Annotated in this window: 16 protein-coding genes; 8 read left to right on the forward strand and 8 right to left on the reverse strand. The window is 42.2% G+C overall.

The window, feature by feature from the left end; translation table 11 throughout:
• Positions 1–5: 5 nt before the first annotated feature.
• The 4 genes from WKF66_RS20020 (at position 6) to WKF66_RS20035 (ending at position 5,091) form a co-directional block, all read left to right on the forward strand.
• On the forward strand, positions 6–1,538 hold the full coding sequence (locus WKF66_RS20020) for a RagB/SusD family nutrient uptake outer membrane protein (protein WP_489676280.1): 1,533 nt from the start codon (positions 6–8) through the stop codon (positions 1,536–1,538).
• Positions 1,539–1,571: 33 nt separating this feature from the next.
• Positions 1,572–2,258: a hypothetical protein gene (locus tag WKF66_RS20025; protein ID WP_489676281.1), complete on the forward strand. Its 687-nt coding sequence runs from the start codon at positions 1,572–1,574 to the stop codon at positions 2,256–2,258.
• Positions 2,259–2,278: 20 nt separating this feature from the next.
• A complete protein-coding gene (locus WKF66_RS20030; RefSeq protein WP_489676282.1) occupies positions 2,279–3,268 on the forward strand; it encodes a hypothetical protein in 990 nt (329 codons plus the stop codon).
• Between the two features lie 116 nt (positions 3,269–3,384).
• The gene (locus WKF66_RS20035) at positions 3,385–5,091 is read left to right on the forward strand and encodes a DUF885 family protein (RefSeq protein ID WP_489676283.1); all 1,707 of its coding nucleotides are present in this window, start codon (positions 3,385–3,387) and stop codon (positions 5,089–5,091) included.
• 475 nt (positions 5,092–5,566) lie between these two features.
• On the opposite strand, the gene WKF66_RS20040 is transcribed toward WKF66_RS20035, so the two are convergent.
• On the reverse strand, positions 5,567–6,985 hold the full coding sequence (locus WKF66_RS20040) for an APC family permease (RefSeq protein ID WP_489676284.1): 1,419 nt from the start codon (positions 6,983–6,985) through the stop codon (positions 5,567–5,569).
• A gap of 105 nt (positions 6,986–7,090) precedes the next feature.
• Between WKF66_RS20040 and WKF66_RS20045 the strand changes: the two genes are divergently transcribed.
• Positions 7,091–7,690, forward strand: coding sequence for a murein L,D-transpeptidase catalytic domain-containing protein (locus WKF66_RS20045; protein WP_489676285.1), 600 nt, complete (start codon positions 7,091–7,093; stop codon positions 7,688–7,690).
• Between the two features lie 69 nt (positions 7,691–7,759).
• On the forward strand, positions 7,760–10,453 hold the full coding sequence (locus WKF66_RS20050) for a family 78 glycoside hydrolase catalytic domain (protein ID WP_489676286.1): 2,694 nt from the start codon (positions 7,760–7,762) through the stop codon (positions 10,451–10,453).
• 2 nt (positions 10,454–10,455) lie between these two features.
• On the opposite strand, the gene WKF66_RS20055 is transcribed toward WKF66_RS20050, so the two are convergent.
• The 4 genes from WKF66_RS20055 to WKF66_RS20070 all read right to left on the reverse strand — a co-directional run bounded on the left by WKF66_RS20055 (position 10,456) and on the right by WKF66_RS20070 (position 15,695).
• Positions 10,456–11,934 (reverse strand): hypothetical protein, encoded by a 1,479-nt coding sequence (locus tag WKF66_RS20055; RefSeq protein WP_489676287.1) that lies wholly within the window; start codon positions 11,932–11,934, stop codon positions 10,456–10,458.
• On the reverse strand, positions 11,935–13,119 hold the full coding sequence (locus tag WKF66_RS20060; protein ID WP_489676288.1) for a hypothetical protein: 1,185 nt from the start codon (positions 13,117–13,119) through the stop codon (positions 11,935–11,937). It lies immediately after the preceding gene.
• Between the two features lie 98 nt (positions 13,120–13,217).
• Positions 13,218–15,038 carry a glycoside hydrolase family 2 protein gene (locus WKF66_RS20065; RefSeq protein WP_489676289.1) on the reverse strand — a complete coding sequence of 607 codons (1,821 nt, stop codon included), beginning with the start codon at positions 15,036–15,038 and terminating at the stop codon, positions 13,218–13,220.
• Positions 15,039–15,695, reverse strand: coding sequence for an energy transducer TonB (locus WKF66_RS20070; protein WP_489676290.1), 657 nt, complete (start codon positions 15,693–15,695; stop codon positions 15,039–15,041).
• Between the two features lie 123 nt (positions 15,696–15,818).
• Here WKF66_RS20070 and WKF66_RS20075 point away from each other — a divergent pair, with 123 nt between their 5' ends.
• On the forward strand, positions 15,819–16,430 hold the full coding sequence (locus WKF66_RS20075; protein ID WP_489676291.1) for a DUF4419 domain-containing protein: 612 nt from the start codon (positions 15,819–15,821) through the stop codon (positions 16,428–16,430).
• A 74-nt stretch (positions 16,431–16,504) separates the two neighbouring features.
• The gene (locus tag WKF66_RS20080) at positions 16,505–16,735 is read left to right on the forward strand and encodes a DUF4419 domain-containing protein (RefSeq protein WP_489676292.1); all 231 of its coding nucleotides are present in this window, start codon (positions 16,505–16,507) and stop codon (positions 16,733–16,735) included.
• A gap of 4 nt (positions 16,736–16,739) precedes the next feature.
• On the opposite strand, the gene WKF66_RS20085 is transcribed toward WKF66_RS20080, so the two are convergent.
• The 3 genes from WKF66_RS20085 to WKF66_RS20095 all read right to left on the reverse strand — a co-directional run bounded on the left by WKF66_RS20085 (position 16,740) and on the right by WKF66_RS20095 (position 19,127).
• Complete coding sequence (locus tag WKF66_RS20085; protein WP_489676293.1) at positions 16,740–16,949, reverse strand: DUF3606 domain-containing protein; 210 nt, start codon at positions 16,947–16,949, stop codon at positions 16,740–16,742.
• Between the two features lie 27 nt (positions 16,950–16,976).
• Entirely contained in the window at positions 16,977–17,135 is a 159-nt protein-coding gene (locus tag WKF66_RS20090) for a hypothetical protein (RefSeq protein WP_489676294.1), read from the reverse strand.
• A 120-nt stretch (positions 17,136–17,255) separates the two neighbouring features.
• A complete protein-coding gene (locus tag WKF66_RS20095; protein WP_489676295.1) occupies positions 17,256–19,127 on the reverse strand; it encodes a glycoside hydrolase family 2 protein in 1,872 nt (623 codons plus the stop codon).
• Between the last annotated feature and the right edge of the window lie 82 nt (positions 19,128–19,209).

Genomic DNA, 19,209 nt, shown 5'->3' on the forward strand with positions numbered 1-19,209 from the left:
TAACGATGAAAAACACAATTAAAAACATCAGCATCTTATGCTCAGCTGTAATTATACTAGGCAGTACTTCATGTAAGAAACTGCTAACACAAGAACCTAAGTATTCTACTCACCAGGCAGTTTTCTGGAAGACGTCTTCGGATGCAAAAAGCGCAATCGCAGGTAACTATGCACTGTTACGGGATGCATTCACAGATAAAGAAAACAGATATTATATGTACGGCGATGCAGTCGCTAAAAACTATTTTACCATACAATACGCTGGTGACGGTCTAGAAGGCATCCAAACCGGTGATTTTACCTTTCAATACAATTTGAATACACTTGGCAATTACACCAAGTATTACAAATCGATCGCGATGTCTAACATAGCTATTGCCAACATCGACAAGATGACCCTGGAACAGTTGAAAGATGCAGAGAACCCTGCACAATTCAAAAGGGACATGATGGGACAGGCTTATTTCTTAAGGGCATTAAGTTACTTCTCAGTAGTAAAGGTTTGGGGAGACGCTCCACTCGTGACTGAGGCGTATGATGATCCCTTATCTGCACCAGAACTAGGCCGAAGCACTAAGATTCAGGTAATGAAGCAAATTGAGGACGATTGTCACAAAGCTTACGAATTGTTAACCTGGTCATATGCAAACTCAGGTGACGCAAAAGTGACTGCTAACCGCGGCTCAGTATATGCATTGTTGGCTCACTTATATCTTTGGAGAGCAACAATGAGTGATGTCAGTAACAGCAGCCCTATTCTAGCAGATGTGAATAGCGCAGATACGACGATCAATGCATTGATCAGTAAAGGTGGCTACCGCAATACCATTGGCAGACCCGCAGATGCCTCAAGATACAAAGAGACATTTATTGGCAGGTCTACAGAAGGAATCTTCGAGTTCAACATGAGCGAAAATACATTAGAAGGATCCTTTGCAAATATTGGAACAAGGTTCTTGAACAGCACATACATCAACAACTATGGTTCTGAAGGTAGGTTCTTTGTCGTACCGGGCTATTTAAGCACTTACTTTGGTAGCGATACAACAGATGTACGCTTTAAAGAAGGTTTTGCGTTGAGGAGTACAGCTAAACCAATTTCAGTGAAATACTCGAATGTAATCTACCGTAACCCTGGACAAAAGTTAGATCCGTACCTCAGCAATAACATGATCATCTTTAGATTAAGTGATATGCAATTGCTAAAAGCAGAGATCGCTTTATATAAAGGTGACGCGGCAACCGCGACAACGATCATCAATGGATTTCGTACCAGACATAGCGAGAACCCTGTCTTAGTTTCTGCTGGCCAAAATGTAAGTCAGGTAATGGATCAGTACATCATCGAAAGAAGTAAAGAACTCTTCCTGGAGGGACATCTATTCTATGACCTGTTAAGAACAAGAAGATACGGCACGATCGATTGGCTGACCGCAAGCCGATTTGCCAGAGAAGGCTTTTACTTCCCAATCGATCCGGCATTGTTCAGACAAAACCCCAACTTAAAACAGACTACTTACTGGTTAGGCAGAGTTTAAACACGTTTAATGGTACTCAAAAACAGAAAAATTATGAAAAAATATATAAGTGCTTGTATCGTATGTTGTCTGGTCATCCTTGCCTCTTGCAAGAAAGACGACTACAAAAACGATGGGGGCTTAAGTAATGCTTATGTGGATATGACCACTTATGATTATTTAAACTCGAACCCGCTATTCGATTCCCTCGTTAATGTAATTGACAGAGCAGGCTTAAAAGACGCCGTAAACGGAGATGTAACATTTTTCGTGACTACAAACTATGGAATTGCCGAGTATGTACGGGCTAAAAAGAATGAAATCGCAAATCGTCCAGGGGGTAGCGAAAACTTCGATTTCGGTATTAAAAATATGCCTGTGAAAGAACTAAGTGATTCCTTAAAAACATACCTGTTCGCCGGAAAGATCAATAGAGAACAGATCACCGTTTCAGGAAAGTTGTACAACAGCTTACTGGGCCCTACTCCAAATGTTCAATACATGATCAAAATGAGAAGATCCTTTGATTACGCCAATTACCTCAACTATGTGGATTACGTGAACTATGTTAAGGTAATCGGAACGGTTGACGCTACTGAGCTCAATCAGGATGATATACCCGATGACCAGCTAGATAGATTTGTTGACGTACAAACCTCTGGAATCGTTACTAAGACCGGCATCATTCACGTTCTTGGTGGAAATCATCGATTATTTTTTAATGGAATGTCAATACAATAGACCAACTAATTTCTAAACACATGAAATTTAACTACATAATTGGAGCCATGATGCTGGCAAGCATCGTTTCCTGTACAAAAATCGAGAACGGTTTTCAGAGTACCAATGTTCGTTACAAAAACAGTGAGCTGATTGCTAAACGCGGACTAATCCTGTATCAGTCTGATCAGATCAACGCGGATGGGTCGACACCTCCATATAGCTTCAAAATGCTTAATCTCAGAAATCTTGATGGAACACCCCCACCAAAAGAATTTAGTACTGAATATGACATCACTGTATTTAAACCTGGGCAGTCTTTCAATTCGGAAACTGATACAACAGTTGCTTTACTAAATGCAAAAAGAGAAGTGGTAAAGACGCTCCCTATGACGTTTAATGAGAAAAGCGGTCAGTTATCGTTCAATAAAGGATCCGCAAACGTTCCATTGGGCAAATACACATTCGACATAGAAATGAATAACGTTACACGCACACATCTTTTTCCATCAATTGCAACGATCGAGGTACAAGATCCAGCTCCTGACGATCTATTTGTGATTACGGATAACGTTTCTAATGCATTCCATGATGTCACAGCGGTAGCAACGGCACATAAAAATCCAATCATTACTTGTAAAAAAATTGCAACTACAGGCGCCAGAGCAATCTTAAAAATGGTAGATAAAAATGGAAGGGTCTTTAACCCGAAAGCAGGTGAAATCATCAAAAGGGGCGATAGACCTGTATTTGAAAACTATGCAAAATTCAACCCGGTTATTGTAACTGACACCGCATTGATTTGTGACTTTGAGATCGCTCCATTCCCACTAGTTAAATACGTTGCCGCTGGGACAGATTGGGGCTTCTTAATGTATTACCGGATTCCTAGTCAATTTGTTAGAGTAGATGGTGCGCAATTTGGCCCTGATAGAGGGAATTTCTCTGTAAACCCAAGATGGTCATGGCAGTTGAAACTGGAAGGAACTTACATTATTGAAGTGAAATTCACAGACGTTACCCACAAATAGAATACTATAGAATTAGGTTAGTAAATATGTTAGTCCTACGGCTTTTCCTGGAGAGGAAAGGCCGTTTGGATTTAAAAGCAATTGCTAAACCAGTTATCCATCATAAAACAATTCAAATGCTAAAAATCAAACACGTTTTTACTGCGCTAATAGCTTTGACAACAATTTTCGAAAGCACTGCGCAAACAAAAAAGATAGCTGTTATTATGGAGCACTATCAGGCGGACAGGTATCTGTTAAGAGACTTTTATGTGATTCAATCCGCTCCAGAAACCAAAACAAGATTTAAAATTCTAGCCAACGACTACCTTAAAAAGATCGAAACTGAAGACTTCAATAGCTTTACCGTTGGTGATAAAGTCGACTACCTTCTTTTCAAGAGGGATTTGCAAGAAACACTGCTGGAGCTTAGCAAAAGCGATAAAGAATATGAAAAAGTCAAAGGTCTATTTCCTTTTGCCGATCAGCTTTATTCCTTTGAAAAGTTAAGCAGAAGAGGAACGACTGTCGAAGGACAAAAGATCGCAGAGCAACTCAATGCAATCAACAAGCAACTGAAAGCATTGACCACCTCGGATGCGGTAAGTCCGAAGTTAGAAACTACTACAGCCATGTTCGCTTCGAACGTTGGTCGTGATTTACGAAAAGCAAACAAAACATCCTTTGATTTCTACAATCTCTATGACCCAATGTACAGCTGGTGGGTACCTGCTACCTACAAAGTAACCGATAGCCTGTTAAATGTCTATTCGAGAAACATCGCTAAAAATGTAAAGGTTCCGGAGACCACTAAAAACGAAGATCCAACGCTTGTAGGAAACCCGGTTGGTCGTGCGGAAATTATCAGAAAGCTAAATCAAGAAATGATTGCCTATACTCCTGAAGAGCTGATTGAAATGGCCAACAAGGAACTGGCATGGTGCGACAAAGAAATGCTAGCCGCGACAAAGGAAATGGGACTAGGCACAGACTGGCGTGCTGCAATGGAAAAGGTGAAAAACACCTACGTAGCACCAGGGAAGCAACCAGAACTCATCGTCAAGCTATACAATGACGCACTGGATTTCATGAAACCGAAAGACCTCATCACCATCCCTCCTCTTGCAGAAGAAACCTGGGGCATGATCATGATGACTCCGCAAAGGCAGCTGGTGAATCCATTCTTTACAGGAGGTAGCGAAATCAGTATATCCTACCCTACCAGTACCATGGATTACGATGATAAGATGATGAGTATGCGAGGTAACAACCCCTACTTTTCAAGAGGAACGGTGCAGCATGAGTTAATCCCCGGACACAACATGGAGTACTTCATGATGCGCAGGTATAATACCCACCGTAACTTTGATACCCCATTTTGGATGGAAGGTTGGGCACTGTATTGGGAGCTACTTCTCTATGATATGGGCTTCGCCAAAACACCTGAAGAACGCATCGGTATGCTCTTTTGGAGAAAACACCGTTGTGCAAGGATCATATTTTCTTTGAATTATCAAGTAGGGAATTGGTCTCCTAAACAATGTATCGACTTCCTGGTGGATCGTGTTGCACATGAGAGGGCAAATGCCGAAGGCGAAGTAAGAAGATCTATTGCGCCATGGACAGATCCGCTATATCAAGTAGGTTACCTAACAGGCGGACTGCAAATTTGGGCACTTAAGAAAGAGCTGGTCGACTCAAAGAAGATGACCTACAAGCAATTCCATGATGCCATTATGCAAGAAAACAGCATGACGATAGAAATGCTTCGGGCCATCTTGAATAAACAGAATTTAACGAAAGACTTCAAGACCAACTGGAGGTTTTATGACCTTAAAAATTAAGAATACTTGCCAGGGCTATAACCGGCCTTGGCAAGGTTTTGAATCATACCTTTAGCCAATTGACTTCACATTTGAAACCTATTTACGCGCTATGCGCTTAATAATACGTCAAAGAACTTGTGTCCGCCTCACAGCAAACAAATATCGCCCCCGTAATCCCAGTTTCTTAACCTCAATTCTTCGGGTTGATACAAGGGTATGGTGATTAAACCAGTTAAACTAATATTCAATGAAAACGTCTGAGGTTGTCCGAGCTTTGTCCGACCATTCGGACATTAATTCGAATTAACGGACCTTTAGTTACCTTCTTTAGAGAACAAGAACTTAGACCGCAGCCGTAACAAACAGGGAACAACTAGGTATATACCTGCGAACTCATTGGGTAAAGGGGTACCTTTTCCCAATGAGTTCGCACTGATATACCTTTGAGTCCCGAAGTTGTGCAAAGGCAGATTCCAGGAACGCCTGGGTAACACTACTCTTCTAGCGGCCTGATAACTTTATTACGAATCATGTAATATATCGGGATGCCAATGAGGGTTATAATTAACCCAGGCCAGGTAAATTTAGGTTTGAATATGATCAACAGGATACAAAAGGCCAGTCCCATCAAAATGTACAGGATCGGTAAAACAGGATATCCAACGGCTTTATAAGGCCTTTCCGCGTCAGGTCTTTTCTTTCTTAGAATAAAGATCCCAAAGATTGTGAGCATGTAAAATCCGACTACCACAAAAGAGATCATATCCAGCAAATCACCGTACTTACCACTAAAACACCAAAGGCAAGCGAATATACACTGTATCCAAAGGGCGAAACCAGGTACTGAATTCTCATTCAGCGAACCAGCTTTCTTAAAGAATAACCCATCCTTTGCCATCGTGTAGTACACCCTCGCACCTGCCATGATCAAACCATTGTTGCACCCAAAAGTGGAGATCATAATGGTCAATGCAATAATCATCGTCCCTGAGCTGCCGAAAATAGCGCTTGATGCGGTAATGGCTACCCTGTCTTTCTCCGCAGAAGCGATCTCTTGCAAAGACAATACACCTGTATACATAAAATTGGTGGCCACATAAATAATGGTCACAATCATAGTCCCAAGAAAAAGGCTTAAGCCAATATTGCGTTTTGGATTCTTAACTTCCCCTGCGATGAAGGTTACGTTATGCCAGGAGTCGCTGCTGAAGATGGATCCTACCATTGCTGCTGCTACCGCACCTAGCGCTGGAATAAACGTATAACTTTCTTTAAGTCCAGAAGGAAGTAATTTGTGCATGTCCCACATGTTCTCCCAGTTGCGTTGCAGCATGGCGCTTTTCGCTGCAAAGAAACCGAATATGAGCAAACCTCCAAGGCTTAGAAGTTTAACAACAGTGAAACTTGTCTGTATATTCTTTCCGCTTCTTACACCGCGGGTATTTAGAAATGTTAAACATATAACGATTACAACAGCAAGGATCTGCGCAGGAGAGATTACTACGAAGCCAAGATCAGCGAAAACGAGGTCTTCACTAAACATCGGAAATATATAGGCTGTAAACTTTGCGAAGGCAACCCCTACCGCAGCAATGGTTGCGGTTTGAATAACAGCAAAAAAGCTCCATCCATATAAGAAGCTGATCAGGGGATTGTAAGCCTCCTTCAAATAGACATATTGTCCGCCGGCTTTTGGAAACATTGCGCTTAATTCTCCGTAGCAAAGTGCTGCGGCTAAGGTCATGAAACCAGTGATCACCCATACCAAAATCAGCCAACCAGAGCTACCAACATTTCTTACAATGTCTGCACTTACAATGAAGATTCCGGAGCCGATCATACTGCCGGCTACCAGCATCGTTGCGTCCATTAAAGAGAGGGAAGGTTTGAAAGATTTAGTTGGTTCTGACATGTAGGAATGGTTTAAGTTCGTTCCAAAAATAGAAGATTATACACCTGCAAATTCGCGGCGATTAACCAACGTTTTACTATTATTGATAATTTGCTATATTAGATCATGACGCATTTCTATCCTCTAGTTTTGTTGCTCTCCATGCTTCTCCCGATTGGGAGAAGTGTTTGCCAGGCTCAGGCAAGCTATACGGATCTGCAATTTGATAAAAGAGTGGCTGATGCACTTCGTTATTGCAAAGCAAAGAACATGGATACTGCCTATTGTATTCTTGTAGATATGGGTCTACCTTCAGGCAAGAACCGTCTGTTCGTCTACGATTTTCGAAATAATAAAGTCATTATTCGAGGTCTTTGTGCTCATGGAAGTGGCGGAGGCAGTACTCCTTTTAAAACTGTTTTCAGCAATAAGATCCACAGCAACTGTACTTCGCTAGGCCGATATAAGTTAGGTGCAAGGGCACGTAGCAAGTGGGGGATCCATACGCATTATAAGCTGCACGGGCTGGATAGCAGTAACAGCAACGCTTATAAAAGAGCAGTTGTTTTACATTCCTATTCACCTGTTCCTGAACATGAGATCTATCCTTATGGACTCTTTGGGGTGAGTAAGGGCTGTCCGGTTGTTGCCGACCTCACGATGATAGAAATAGATCGTCTGATTAAAAAAGGGGAAAGAAATATGCTCCTGTGGATTTATAACTAGCAGTCTATCAGTGCAAGCTTCACAGCTTTTTGTAAATTGCTCAACAACTCATTTATAACCAAATATGCTATGAGATTTTCTTTTCTCTCTTTCCTCCTACTGTTGATTCAAACTACCTTTGGATATGCGCAGCAAGTCCAACCTAAGGTTCATAAGCTTACCTGCGACTATCTGACCAACCCTATTGCCGTTGAAGACTTGCAGCCCAGACTAAGCTGGCAATTCGCATCTCCGGCTAAAGCAGCAAATCAACGATCTTACAGTATATTGGTAGCTAGCAGTCTTGCACTGCTGAAACAGAATAAAGGCGATTATTGGAGTAGCGGCAAGGTCAATTCCAGCAGTTCTACACACATCACTTACCAAGGAAAACCTTTAACATCCAGAGTCAAACTTTATTGGAAGGTTAAAGTATGGGATACTCAAAATAGGAGCTCAGAATGGAGTCCCGTAAACGAATGGTCTATGGGCTTGTTAAAACCGGAGGACTGGAAGGGAAAATGGATTGGCGCGTTTGAGAACCCTTATCCGGATTCAGCCATTACTTATCCATCTCCCTTTTTTCGAAAAGAATTTGTAGTCACAAAAGCGATTAAAAAAGCAACAGTACACATTAGCGGTCTTGGTTTCTATGAGCTATTATTAAACGGTAAGAAGGTTGGGGATCAGGTGTTGGCGCCAGCGGTTACTAATTACGACAAGCGACCTCTGAAACACCTACTCTACCCATACGATGACCAGTCTACACAACGTGTGCTTTACAACAGCTTCGATGTTATGAGTTACCTCAATCAAAAAGGTAATACTATTGGCATTCAGCTTGGAAACGGATGGTACAACCAAAGGGATCGGAGAGTGGAGGGTGATATGTGGTATGATGCTCCAAAGCTCATCTTCCAACTGGAAATTACCTATGCCGACGGAACCACTAAAATCATCAGTTCAGACACAAGCTGGAAAACTAACAGCGGCCCTTTATTGCACGATGGCATTTTCACTGGTGAAAAGTATGATGCCCGTTTGGCGCTTGGCAACTGGGCTCAAAACGGTTATAACGCCCTTCAATGGAAACAGGCAATATTGGTGCGACCTCCTTCCGGTGAGCTGCATTCACAGACGGCTCCCTTTGACAAAATTGTAAGAACGTTAACACCAACCTTTCAGGGCAAATTAAAGGACTCCGTTTTTCTTTATCATTTAGAAGAAACCGTTTCAGGTTGGGCATCCATCTCTGTAAATGGTAATGCTGGAAATCGTCTTAAAATACGCTATATCAGCGAAGAGGGTGAAGACTATGGACAATATGATACTTACATTCTAAAAGGTGGCGGTACGGAGCATTGGGAGCCAAAGTTCACATGGCATGCTTTCCGAAACATCGAGGTGACTACAACAAACGTAAAACTTGATCAACAGAGCCTGGTGGTACGTGACGTCCACACGGCAGTACCGATTACCAGTTCCTTTGAATGCTCCAATCCATTTTTCAATCAGATTAACGCCGCTTATCTGCGAACACAAAAGGCCAATTTTCATGGAAGTATAAGCAGTGATTGCCCGCATCGCGAGAGACTAGGCTATACAGGTGATGGGCAGGTCAACATGGAGAGTGCATTATATTCTTTTAATATGACCCAATTCTATAAAAAGTGGTTCCTGGATATGGACGATGCAAGAAACAAAAAAACTGGCTTTGTAACCCATACGGCTCCCTTTGGTGGCGGTGGTGGTGGTCCAGCCTGGGGCTCTGCCTTTGTAATTATGCCCTGGTTATACTATTCTTACTATGGCGATCGTTCCTTGCTCGACCAGCATTATCATGGAATGAAGCAATGGATAGAATATGTGGGAACGCGGCTGGATAAGAACGGGCTGGTAACAAAAGAAGAACCAAATGGCTGGTGTCTTGGCGATTGGTGCACGCCCACTCAAATAGAAATTCCGGAGGCCTTAGTAAACACTGCATATTATTATCATGTCACAGATCTGATGTCTAAGGTGGCCCAATCGCTTGGTAAAACGGAGGACTATCAGTCTTTCCTTAGCACGGGCAAAAAGATAAAAGCTGATTTCAATAAAGCATATTACAATTCAGACAAAGCTTCGTACTGGGAAGGCCGGCAAGGTGCAGATGTATTCGCAATGGCTTTTGGACTGGTACAAGATGACCACTACAAACCAGTTTTTGATTCCCTTCTAGCACACTTGGAGAAACTTAACTATCATTTTGATACAGGTATTTTAGGAACACCCTTGTTGTTGAAAGTGCTTGCCAATAATGGGAGGCATGACATTATCTATAAAATTATGAACCAAAAGGACTTCCCAAGTTTCGGCTACTTACTAGATAGCAAAAACAGTACGCTTTGGGAATCCTGGAACGGCGATGGTTCCAAATCACATCCTATGTTTGGTAGCGTGGTAGAGTGGTTTTACTCTGGTATTGCGGGAATCAAGATTGATCCTTCGAGCGCAGGAATGCAGCATTTTATAATAGCGCCACAGAACATCAAAGAGCTGAACTATTGCAAATCTTCTTACAACAACTTGTTTGGAAAAATTCGCTCGGAGTGGAAACGTGACGATAAAGGGAAATTGCACATACTAATTGAAATTCCTGCAAATACCTCCGCCACTTTTGTACTGCCAGAGGGTAAGCAAAATATTAAGACCGATACGGGCAGGCCGAACGTAGTTAGAGGACTAAATAATGCCTATCAGGTTGAATTTCAATCGGGACTACACGAGTTTGACGTATTCTAGTTTCAGTCAGCCGCCTTTATCGGGCTAATTTTGACGTTTGTATAATTAACCGCTCCGTGTTTCGCGTAAAACCATAAAAAGCCGCCTTTCTGTTCAGGTGTCCGATTTATAATGCAGCGCTTATCATCGATAGAAACATCAATGATGTCATCTTTGACTATAATATCGACTTTAATTTTTTTGTCAAGACCTTTAACCGCTCTTATCATCGTATTACCTAAGCTAACGGTCTGACTATTGGCCGAAAAGTTCAATCGGTAACCGCCATCAGCCCGCTCTCCGGATCTCAGGACCAAGCCATATTCCTCTGATAAGCTTGTCGGCTCCATATCCATTGTAATGCGGTAGTTCAATGGAAGTGATTCAGCATGCACTGCTCCTACCCCTTTTGTTGCATTGATGGTAAAACCTTGCAGCCCGTTTATGGAAGAATAAAGATCTGCTTTAAAAGTTAAGTTAAGTGCAGCTCCGGTTTCTGGAATCATTTCCTTTGGAAAACTGGAGTTTAACGTACCGTCTTTTTCTTGCGTTAGCTCGCGGAAAACTGCATTACCACCAAATCTTTCTCCAGTATTATCTTTATTCTGATCTCTTGAAGGAATCCAGCCCGCAGCAATTCTTCTGCCGCCGGTAAAAGCCGCAGTCTTTACTACATTTGTCCACGCCTCATTAATAGACTGGTATTTTGGTTCCTCCCATGGACCATAAGGACTTTTTGACTTTACATAATAGGTGTCGCCATTGTCGCCATAAATCAGGTAGTACCAGCCATTCCATAAGAAATAATCAGGGCATTCCGGGACTGATGGCTGACCTGTTAGCACGGGATCGAGCACTGTCCAACTTTTCAAGTCTTTCGAGGTTAGGTGAACTATGGCTCCTCCGGCATGCTGCAGTGCAGAATTCTCTTCCCAACTGGACACGAACAAATGAAATTCACCGGTCTTTTCGTCAACAAAAACCTTTGGATCCCGGAAGTCTCGTTTGCTGTAACCCGGTGCTGAAGTATAAAACGGATTGGGCTTTTGTTTATCAAAATGAATGCCGTCCGGACTAATAGCATAACTCAACTGCTCATTTACCTGACCGTCTTTAATCAGCCTGGTGGCATAAAAGGCATAATACTGTTTCTGGTAGTATACTATTGATCCTGTGCAAATAGATTTCTCCCACTCTTCGTCAATGCCGAGTACCACGGGTTCCTGCGTCCAGGTTTTTAAATCAGTAGTAGTACTCAAAGCCCACTGATGACCACCCATACCCTTTAGACTTGCGTGATGAGCAGAATCTAGTAGCCAGTAGAATGAGTATTTACCATCTTTAAAAAAAGGCATACAGTCGCCTACGAACAGATTTCCCTTTGGCCGCCAGTATTGTAAATTCGTAGTGCTTTGTATCTTAGGATCGTATTTAACACCTAGTTGGCCTCTACCTATTACGCTGATGAAAAGTAAGACTAGAAAAAAAAGGTATCGTTTCATCTACAAAGGGTACCTGTTAAATATCCAAAGTGAACCACTACCGAACTCCCTTACCATATTATTAATCATTTTGGCACCACTTTTCCAACGTTTTACAAGATTTACCTGCTGTATTTCCAGCCTTTCTTTAATGTCTCTATTGGGCTGATAATAATCTGTCATCCTTGCTTTCATTGCCTCCTGAACCACTTCTATACTTCCACTGATTAATAGCTCCGGATTGCTTTTAACCAGATCAGCTAATGCATCTGCAGTACTGGCGGTGTAGTAAGGACAATTCCAGTCGTGGCGATAAGGATCATCACCTTTGACATTGACTTTCTGCAATGGAAGAGATATGTCTTCTACAATTTCGGCAATTGCATTGCCAAATACATTGGAATATTCCAGTATAAAATGATTCCACCAACGCGGATGGTGCGGAAGTTCCTTAAGCAAGGTATCACAAGTCATCACACGGACCGGGTAGTCCGGATTATTAGGATCCATGATGACTAATGATGTCCCATAGTGCCCTTCAATCTCCGAATGCCTGCTGCAAATTACAAAAAACTGCATTTTGTCAACGCCGCTCCCGTGCAGTAAAGCAGTGATCTCTTTTACCTCAAGCAAGCGTTCTTCAAGAAATCCTCTTTTGAATAAAACATGTAAGTTGCCCTCGGCTTTAGCGATACAGCGCTTACTGTTCTCATCAAACACATTGCTATTGGCAGGCCGACTAGTAAAATGATTTCCACTGTTATAACGGACTTCCTCGGAATCTACTGGATAAGTACTAATGTCGGCGGTATCACCAGCGTCAGTTTGCTTATCAGGCTGAACCGATCGAAAAGGAACATGCATCTGCTCACTATCCATTCTACGGGCAAGATTGTATATTCTTTGTTCCGAGGGAGCAAAAGATGGGTCTCCATTGATTGGATCAAAGTAAACATGCTTCATACTTCGCGCTAAATGGCGCGCAATTCGTGAATTTTCTAATAATTTTTGAACAGGATGTCGCGTATTAAGGAAAAAATCCCTTAATGCATCATTTGCAAGGTATTCCTCCAGGGTCTGATCGAACTGAAGAAGGGTTTTTTCTTCATGATCCAGTACCCATGTACGCAGAAAACGTTGGATTTCCTGCTCGAAAAAGTGATTCGTCGCTTCAGCAACCTGTTTTACACGTGAGCATTGTTCCATAAAGTCTGTAGATAGAATATTTGAGGTTCCGAACTATCAAATATAACAGTTGTTTCGACTTTCAAGAATAAATAAACAAGTTTCGCTGCTATGTTATGTCATTTTATTTTTTTACCCGCATTAATCACTGCCTGGTTAACTTCTTTGACCTTGTCGACGTCCATTTTCTCAAAAGCTCGGTCGTAAGTTAACAATCCGTTTACCTCATGTTCCACATCTGTGGTCTGGGTGTAAACAGAAACACTTAAACCCTTATATTTCATTAACTGCTCCACCTGATCCATGAGCAACGAATACTTATCCGTGAGTGCAGCTTTTGAGGGCTGATAATCATAGGCATTATTTTCAACTGGCCACATGTGCCCCCTAACGAACAAGCCAACACCTCCAAACTCTCCCAATGAGGCCGCTCTTTTAGCATCCGGTACAGAAGCATCATTCGGACCGATGTATATGTGGGTGTCGACAAAGTCACCGTTCCCGGGATCGCCATAAGCTTTCTGATAACCTGGATTGTTGTTAAACCCAGAGTTCCCATTGACCAGTCTCGAAGGATCATACTGTTTAACCCAGTCTGTGATCTCCTTCACATCAAAGGCTCCCCAGTTTTCATTGAAAGGTACCCAGGCAATAATTGAGGGAGAATTGTAATGATCATCCATCACCGCTTTAAGTTCTTTCCTGAAAACGGATCTGTTTCGGGCGGTGTCTTCATGCTGATACCAAATGGCGGGCATATCTTGCCACACCAATATACCAAGCTTGTCTGCCCAATAATAGAATCGCTGCGGCTCGGTTTTCATATGCTTCCTTATCAGATTGAATCCAGTCCTCTTCGTAAATTCTACATCGTACTTCAGCGCCTCGTCCGTTGGAGCAGTTAAAATGCCATCTGGCCAGTAGCCCTGGTCTAATAGTCCTACCTGCATTTCAAATTTGCCGTTGAGTAGTGGCCTGACCACACCGTCAACTTTACCCAATTTAATATCGCGCATTCCGAAATAACTGAGAACTTCATCAGTTACCTTGCCGGATTTATCTTTTAAAGTCAATTTAAGATCATACAGGAAAGGCGAATCTGGCGACCATAGCTTAGGATCTGCAATAGGAATATAAAAGGCTTTCCCACTCTCACCCTGCACATTTGCAACTACTTTTTTTCCATCAAGCGCTGCCGCTGTAACGGTGCCCTCCTCGGCATTTACCAAAACTTTCAGGCGATTGTTCGCCAGGTCTGGCAAGATGCGGATATTCTTGATGTAGGTTTTACTCACCGGTTCCAGCCATACAGTTTGCCAGATCCCTGAAGTATAAGTATAGTCGCCACGGGGGCCATTTTTACCGGAGGGTGTGCGACCATCGTTTGGATCGTGCGCGGAAACCACCAGCGTATTAGTGCCAGATTTCAGAAACTTAGTGATGTTAATACTGAAGGCATCATATCCGCCAGCATGCGTTCCGGCCTTCTGGCCGTTAACAAATATAGTAGCATCATGGTCAACGGCATCAAAATGAACGATCACATCTTTGTCCTTCCAAGAGGTGGGTATAGTTACATTTCTCCGGTACCACATGTTGATTTCCTGTTTCCTTTCAATGCCAGAGATCACCGACTCGGGACAATAGGGAACCAAGATCTTTTCTGATTTACCATCGAATGCAATAGGCTTTACCGGGTTTAGGGCTGAAGCGACCCCTTTACCGCCAATATAGTCCCATTTACCATTCAGGCACAGCCAATCATTACGTTGCAACTGTGGTCGTGGATATTCTGGAAAAGGCAAGGCAGATTCCATTGCTTCTTCAGTCCATTTTGTGGGCAGCTTAGGTACCTGAGCTAAAGAATTCGCTATGCTTCCAATGCCCACAAGGAAGAAAATAAAGATTTTGGTTAGGTTATTCATTTTAATAAATTTCATCTATTTCATGCTAAGGGGAATATTATATTTCACTCTTACTGCCTTCCCAAGCTGCATTCCTGGTTTCCATTTAGGCATGTATTTCAACAAACGAACCGCTTCTGCATCGAGTAATTCATGAACGGAGTTTACCACCTTGATATCACTTATGCTACCATCCCTGTCAATTACAAAGCTTAAATTTATGATCCCTTTCGGGCGAGGACTCAAGCCTTTAGGATAGTGGAAATGGCTGGCAATGTATCGATAGAACCTTTGCATGCCGCCCGGGAATTCAGGCTGCACGTCCAATATGCCATTTAAGACAATTGATTCTCCTTTCTCATCCCAACTTTTAGAACTTAACGTCCTGTCTTTCTCGTAGCTCGTGATGGTCCGAGTCTTACCATTCTGGTAATACCAGATAAATTCACCATCCTTAACTTCAGGATTCAGGGATAATAATGTCCCTGTCATTTGCACCTCTCCTGTATTGTAATGATCAGTAATCAGAAACCTCCCCTCTGGGGTTTTACTCATTGTTCTGAAATAAGAGCTACCAGCTCTTGATGTTTCTTTCCAGTCAACGTCATAGTAAACGGTATCTAATTGCTGACTGTATCCTTGAAAACTTAAAATTAGCAATAGAATTAGAGTGATGACAGAGCGAAGTTTCATAATTCGAATATAGAAATATATTATATTTACTTGGAAAAAAAGATTAACCGGTAAGCGAATAAGCTTCAAGTCGAAAAAACTCTCCTATAAGCGTTGCTCAAACCTATTCTAACCAAATACTCGATGAACAGATCAATAATTTTAATGCTCTCCTTTACGCTCTTGTTTTGCGAGCTAAAGGCTCAAACTTATCAAATAGAGGAATTAACTAAGCCCGAAAAGCTGCTTCCTACTATTTCCAGCTCCATGTTATTTAAGAACGTCGATAAAGATTTCGTCAAACTTTCCGTATCGGATAATCTTGTCGACTTAGGGACTCACCCCGTTATTGTAGGTTATTTAAGGGCTTATCAAAATCATTATCCCATCACTATTAGCCCCGATATTATGTGGCTAATGATCTCCAAAGGCTTTTCCAATCACGTAAACAATAGTCCTGAAAAGTTAAGATCTATGATCGTAAACTTTGATGGAAAACAAACTTTAACAGTTAACCGAAATGATAAAGAAGTAAGAGACATGGCGGCGTTTAACTGGGAAAGCATTTTTCCGGAATTTGCAGAGCAAATCTCAGGCTTTACCGGGAAAGCGTTAGTAGATAACCTGACAGCTGATTTTAGCACAACAACTCCAACTGCTAGAGTTGCAAGCCAGATTACCATCATGGAGTCGATGAAAAGTTTTACCCCTACCTCGCCACGGGCGGATTATCGATCCTATCAGCAAAGGAAATAAAAGCAGGTAAAGGAGTTTTTAAATTACCGATAGGAAACTATGATGATAAAGACTATAAGACAAGGACACTGCATTTGCGAAGGTCAACCTTCAAAGAAATAAAAAATGTAAATGATTTACCTAAAGAGCTTTCCAATGTACCTTTTCTAGTTGAGGTACGAGATGATTTTGGAAACTTGAAGCAGTCTTTTAATATGGAACTGTGGGCCGGTTTTATGGGCATTATTCAAGATCCAAAATCATTCAATGTAAAGCCTGAGATAGGCTGGGCGGTAAATAGAAAGTCCGAAAACCTAATTAAATAACAAATTACTCATTTAAATGCTTGTTTCCCGGTTCATAGACGTACTTAAGATAATAAGCGATACGTGGGATGCTGTTGCTACAGCAAGCGCGCACGGCGGTCTTAATCATTTGGGGAGTCACATTGAATTCATTTGCCCAGTAGCAGATCTGATCTGACTCTGAGCAATCCAGCAGTAAGTCCGGATTCTGGGGTTTACGTGCAATTGTTTGCATAACTGTAAAATTAAAAGTTTGAGAAGTTTATAACAGACGGCGTAAGTAATTTGGTTTTTTAGTTTTACCACTCTGGGAGCTTTCCTTCGCCTTAACTTCTGATTTACCTTTATTGTCGTTTTCTAGTGCTGAGTTAGAAGCTAATATCTGAATAGAAGCTTCTTCCTGGGGGTTGCTGGCTTTCATAATGGAATATTTAGTTGACTAATCAACAACCCGAAGTTGTTTTGGTTTCAAAAGCTGTTAAAACACGTATCGTTATCAGTTGTTAAGTAGTTACCACATATCACTACTATTGTCCGCGTGTTATACCTGTCCGTCAAATGCACTTCTATCCCTTGAATTCAACAATCCCGCCGGTACTGTCAGTTCCCCGGTACTGAAATCAATAAGGCCATTACTTTCTTCCTCAATATTAGTTGCCTGGGTGTAAACATCTCCGGCAATGTCCCTTTTCCTTAATGCATCTTTATACTTCTTAATTTGCGTAGTTCTCTGTGCATCGTCATTAGGCCCCCCATAACCCACGAACCCAAACCCGCCCCATTCACTAACCAATAATGGAACTTGCTTTCGGTAGAAATATGGATCTCCAACAACCAATGGAAATGCGGTCACTCCAATCTGCTTACCCATTACCAATTCATCCAACAAACGGTCCCAGGTCTCTGCTTCAGGAGTGTACAAATGGGCAGTTAACAGGTCGCTTTTTAATCTCCCTTCGTAAGAGATGTGCTGCCAGCCATCATTATCAACTACCAGGAATTGCGGATAGGCAAGTTTCATATAGTGGTACATCTCTATGATGTAATCCCGGGTTTCTTCGTTATGAGCGATATCCTGTGCACCCCAGTCTTCGTTGTAAAGGCTCCAAATAATTACTGAAGGGTGCGTAGCTATTAGGGAAAGCATTCTTAAGAGCTCGGCTTTATGATTCTCTCTGCTTTTTACTGTAGAGCGGTGAGGGCTCGGAACTTCTACCCACAAAAGCATTCCTAATTTATCTGCAAGATTATAGATCCTGGGATCGACACCTGCAATATGTATTCGTACAAGGTTACATCCTAAAGCCTTCATCGCATACATATGCTTCTGTATCTGGTCATAGCTCGCGATTCCCGGTTGGTAAAGGATGCCATCAAGATAGGTTACCTTGTTATTTAAATAAATGCAACAGCCCCTTGCTTCTATTTTCCGTAACCCAAAGTAGGATTCAATCGTTGATCCTCTTCCCTTCGAATCAACTAGCTCTGCAATTAAACGATAGAGATGTGGCGTCTCGGGTGACCAAAGTTGTGCTCCGGGAACCTCGATCACGAGCCTTTGCTGCTTTTGTCCAAGCGCTAGCACTAGCGGGTATTCATCACTCGCAATCGGAGCGTCTAAGGAAGGCTTTTGATGCTTTTCGTATACTTTCAATCTTATCGTATACTCCCCTGGGTCATGAATGCGGGTGCTTACGCTAAACCGCACCAAATCGTCTTCTACAATACTAACCACACCTAGGCGAGACCGCAGGCGGTTCCTTTCTACTGCTTCAATCCATACACTGCGCACCGCACCACTATAGGTCTGATACCAGATTCCGCCGCGTTTATAAACAGCCGATTCTTGTTTGCCACGGGTGTTATCCGCGTCCATCGAATTAGCAACCCGCACAGTAAGCCGGTTAACATCCTGTAACATAGCCTGGTCTAGCTCATAAGAGAAAGAGGTATATTCCCCCATATGAACTTCTTCTCCTTCAATTGTTTTTAATGAAAGACCATTTAACCATACCCGGGTTTCATAACCACATGCGCCAAATGTCAGCTGCATGATCGAACAATTCTGGTCGTCCTCATTATCAAACACCGGGAGCGGAAATTCTCTTTCATACCAAACCACAATCTTGTCCTGCCAGGAGGGTTCGGATGGCTGGTGCTTCAGCAGTTCGCTTTCTACAGTGCCAGGCCAGTTTGCCGTATGGCTGTACTCATGCTGGATGTACCAGGTCTCACTCATTCCCTTATCTTCCGTATCAAGTGCAAAGTTCCAGTCACCGTCCAGCATAATGAAGGCATTCGGACGAATTACCGCGCGAGGTAGCGGATTTACATACTCTTCATCATAAAAGCCTTCTTCTCTTCCTTTAGTAAGGCTATAATTTAAATAACGATCCGTTTTTTTCTTCTGCATGCGAACTGATATAGGGCAATATTTACCTGTAAACAACTATTTGAGAGCTCCGTTTTAATAATAATACAAAAATGTCCTGCGA

Source organism: Pedobacter sp., assembly GCF_037719805.1.
In the GTDB taxonomy this organism is placed as follows: domain Bacteria; phylum Bacteroidota; class Bacteroidia; order Sphingobacteriales; family Sphingobacteriaceae; genus Pedobacter.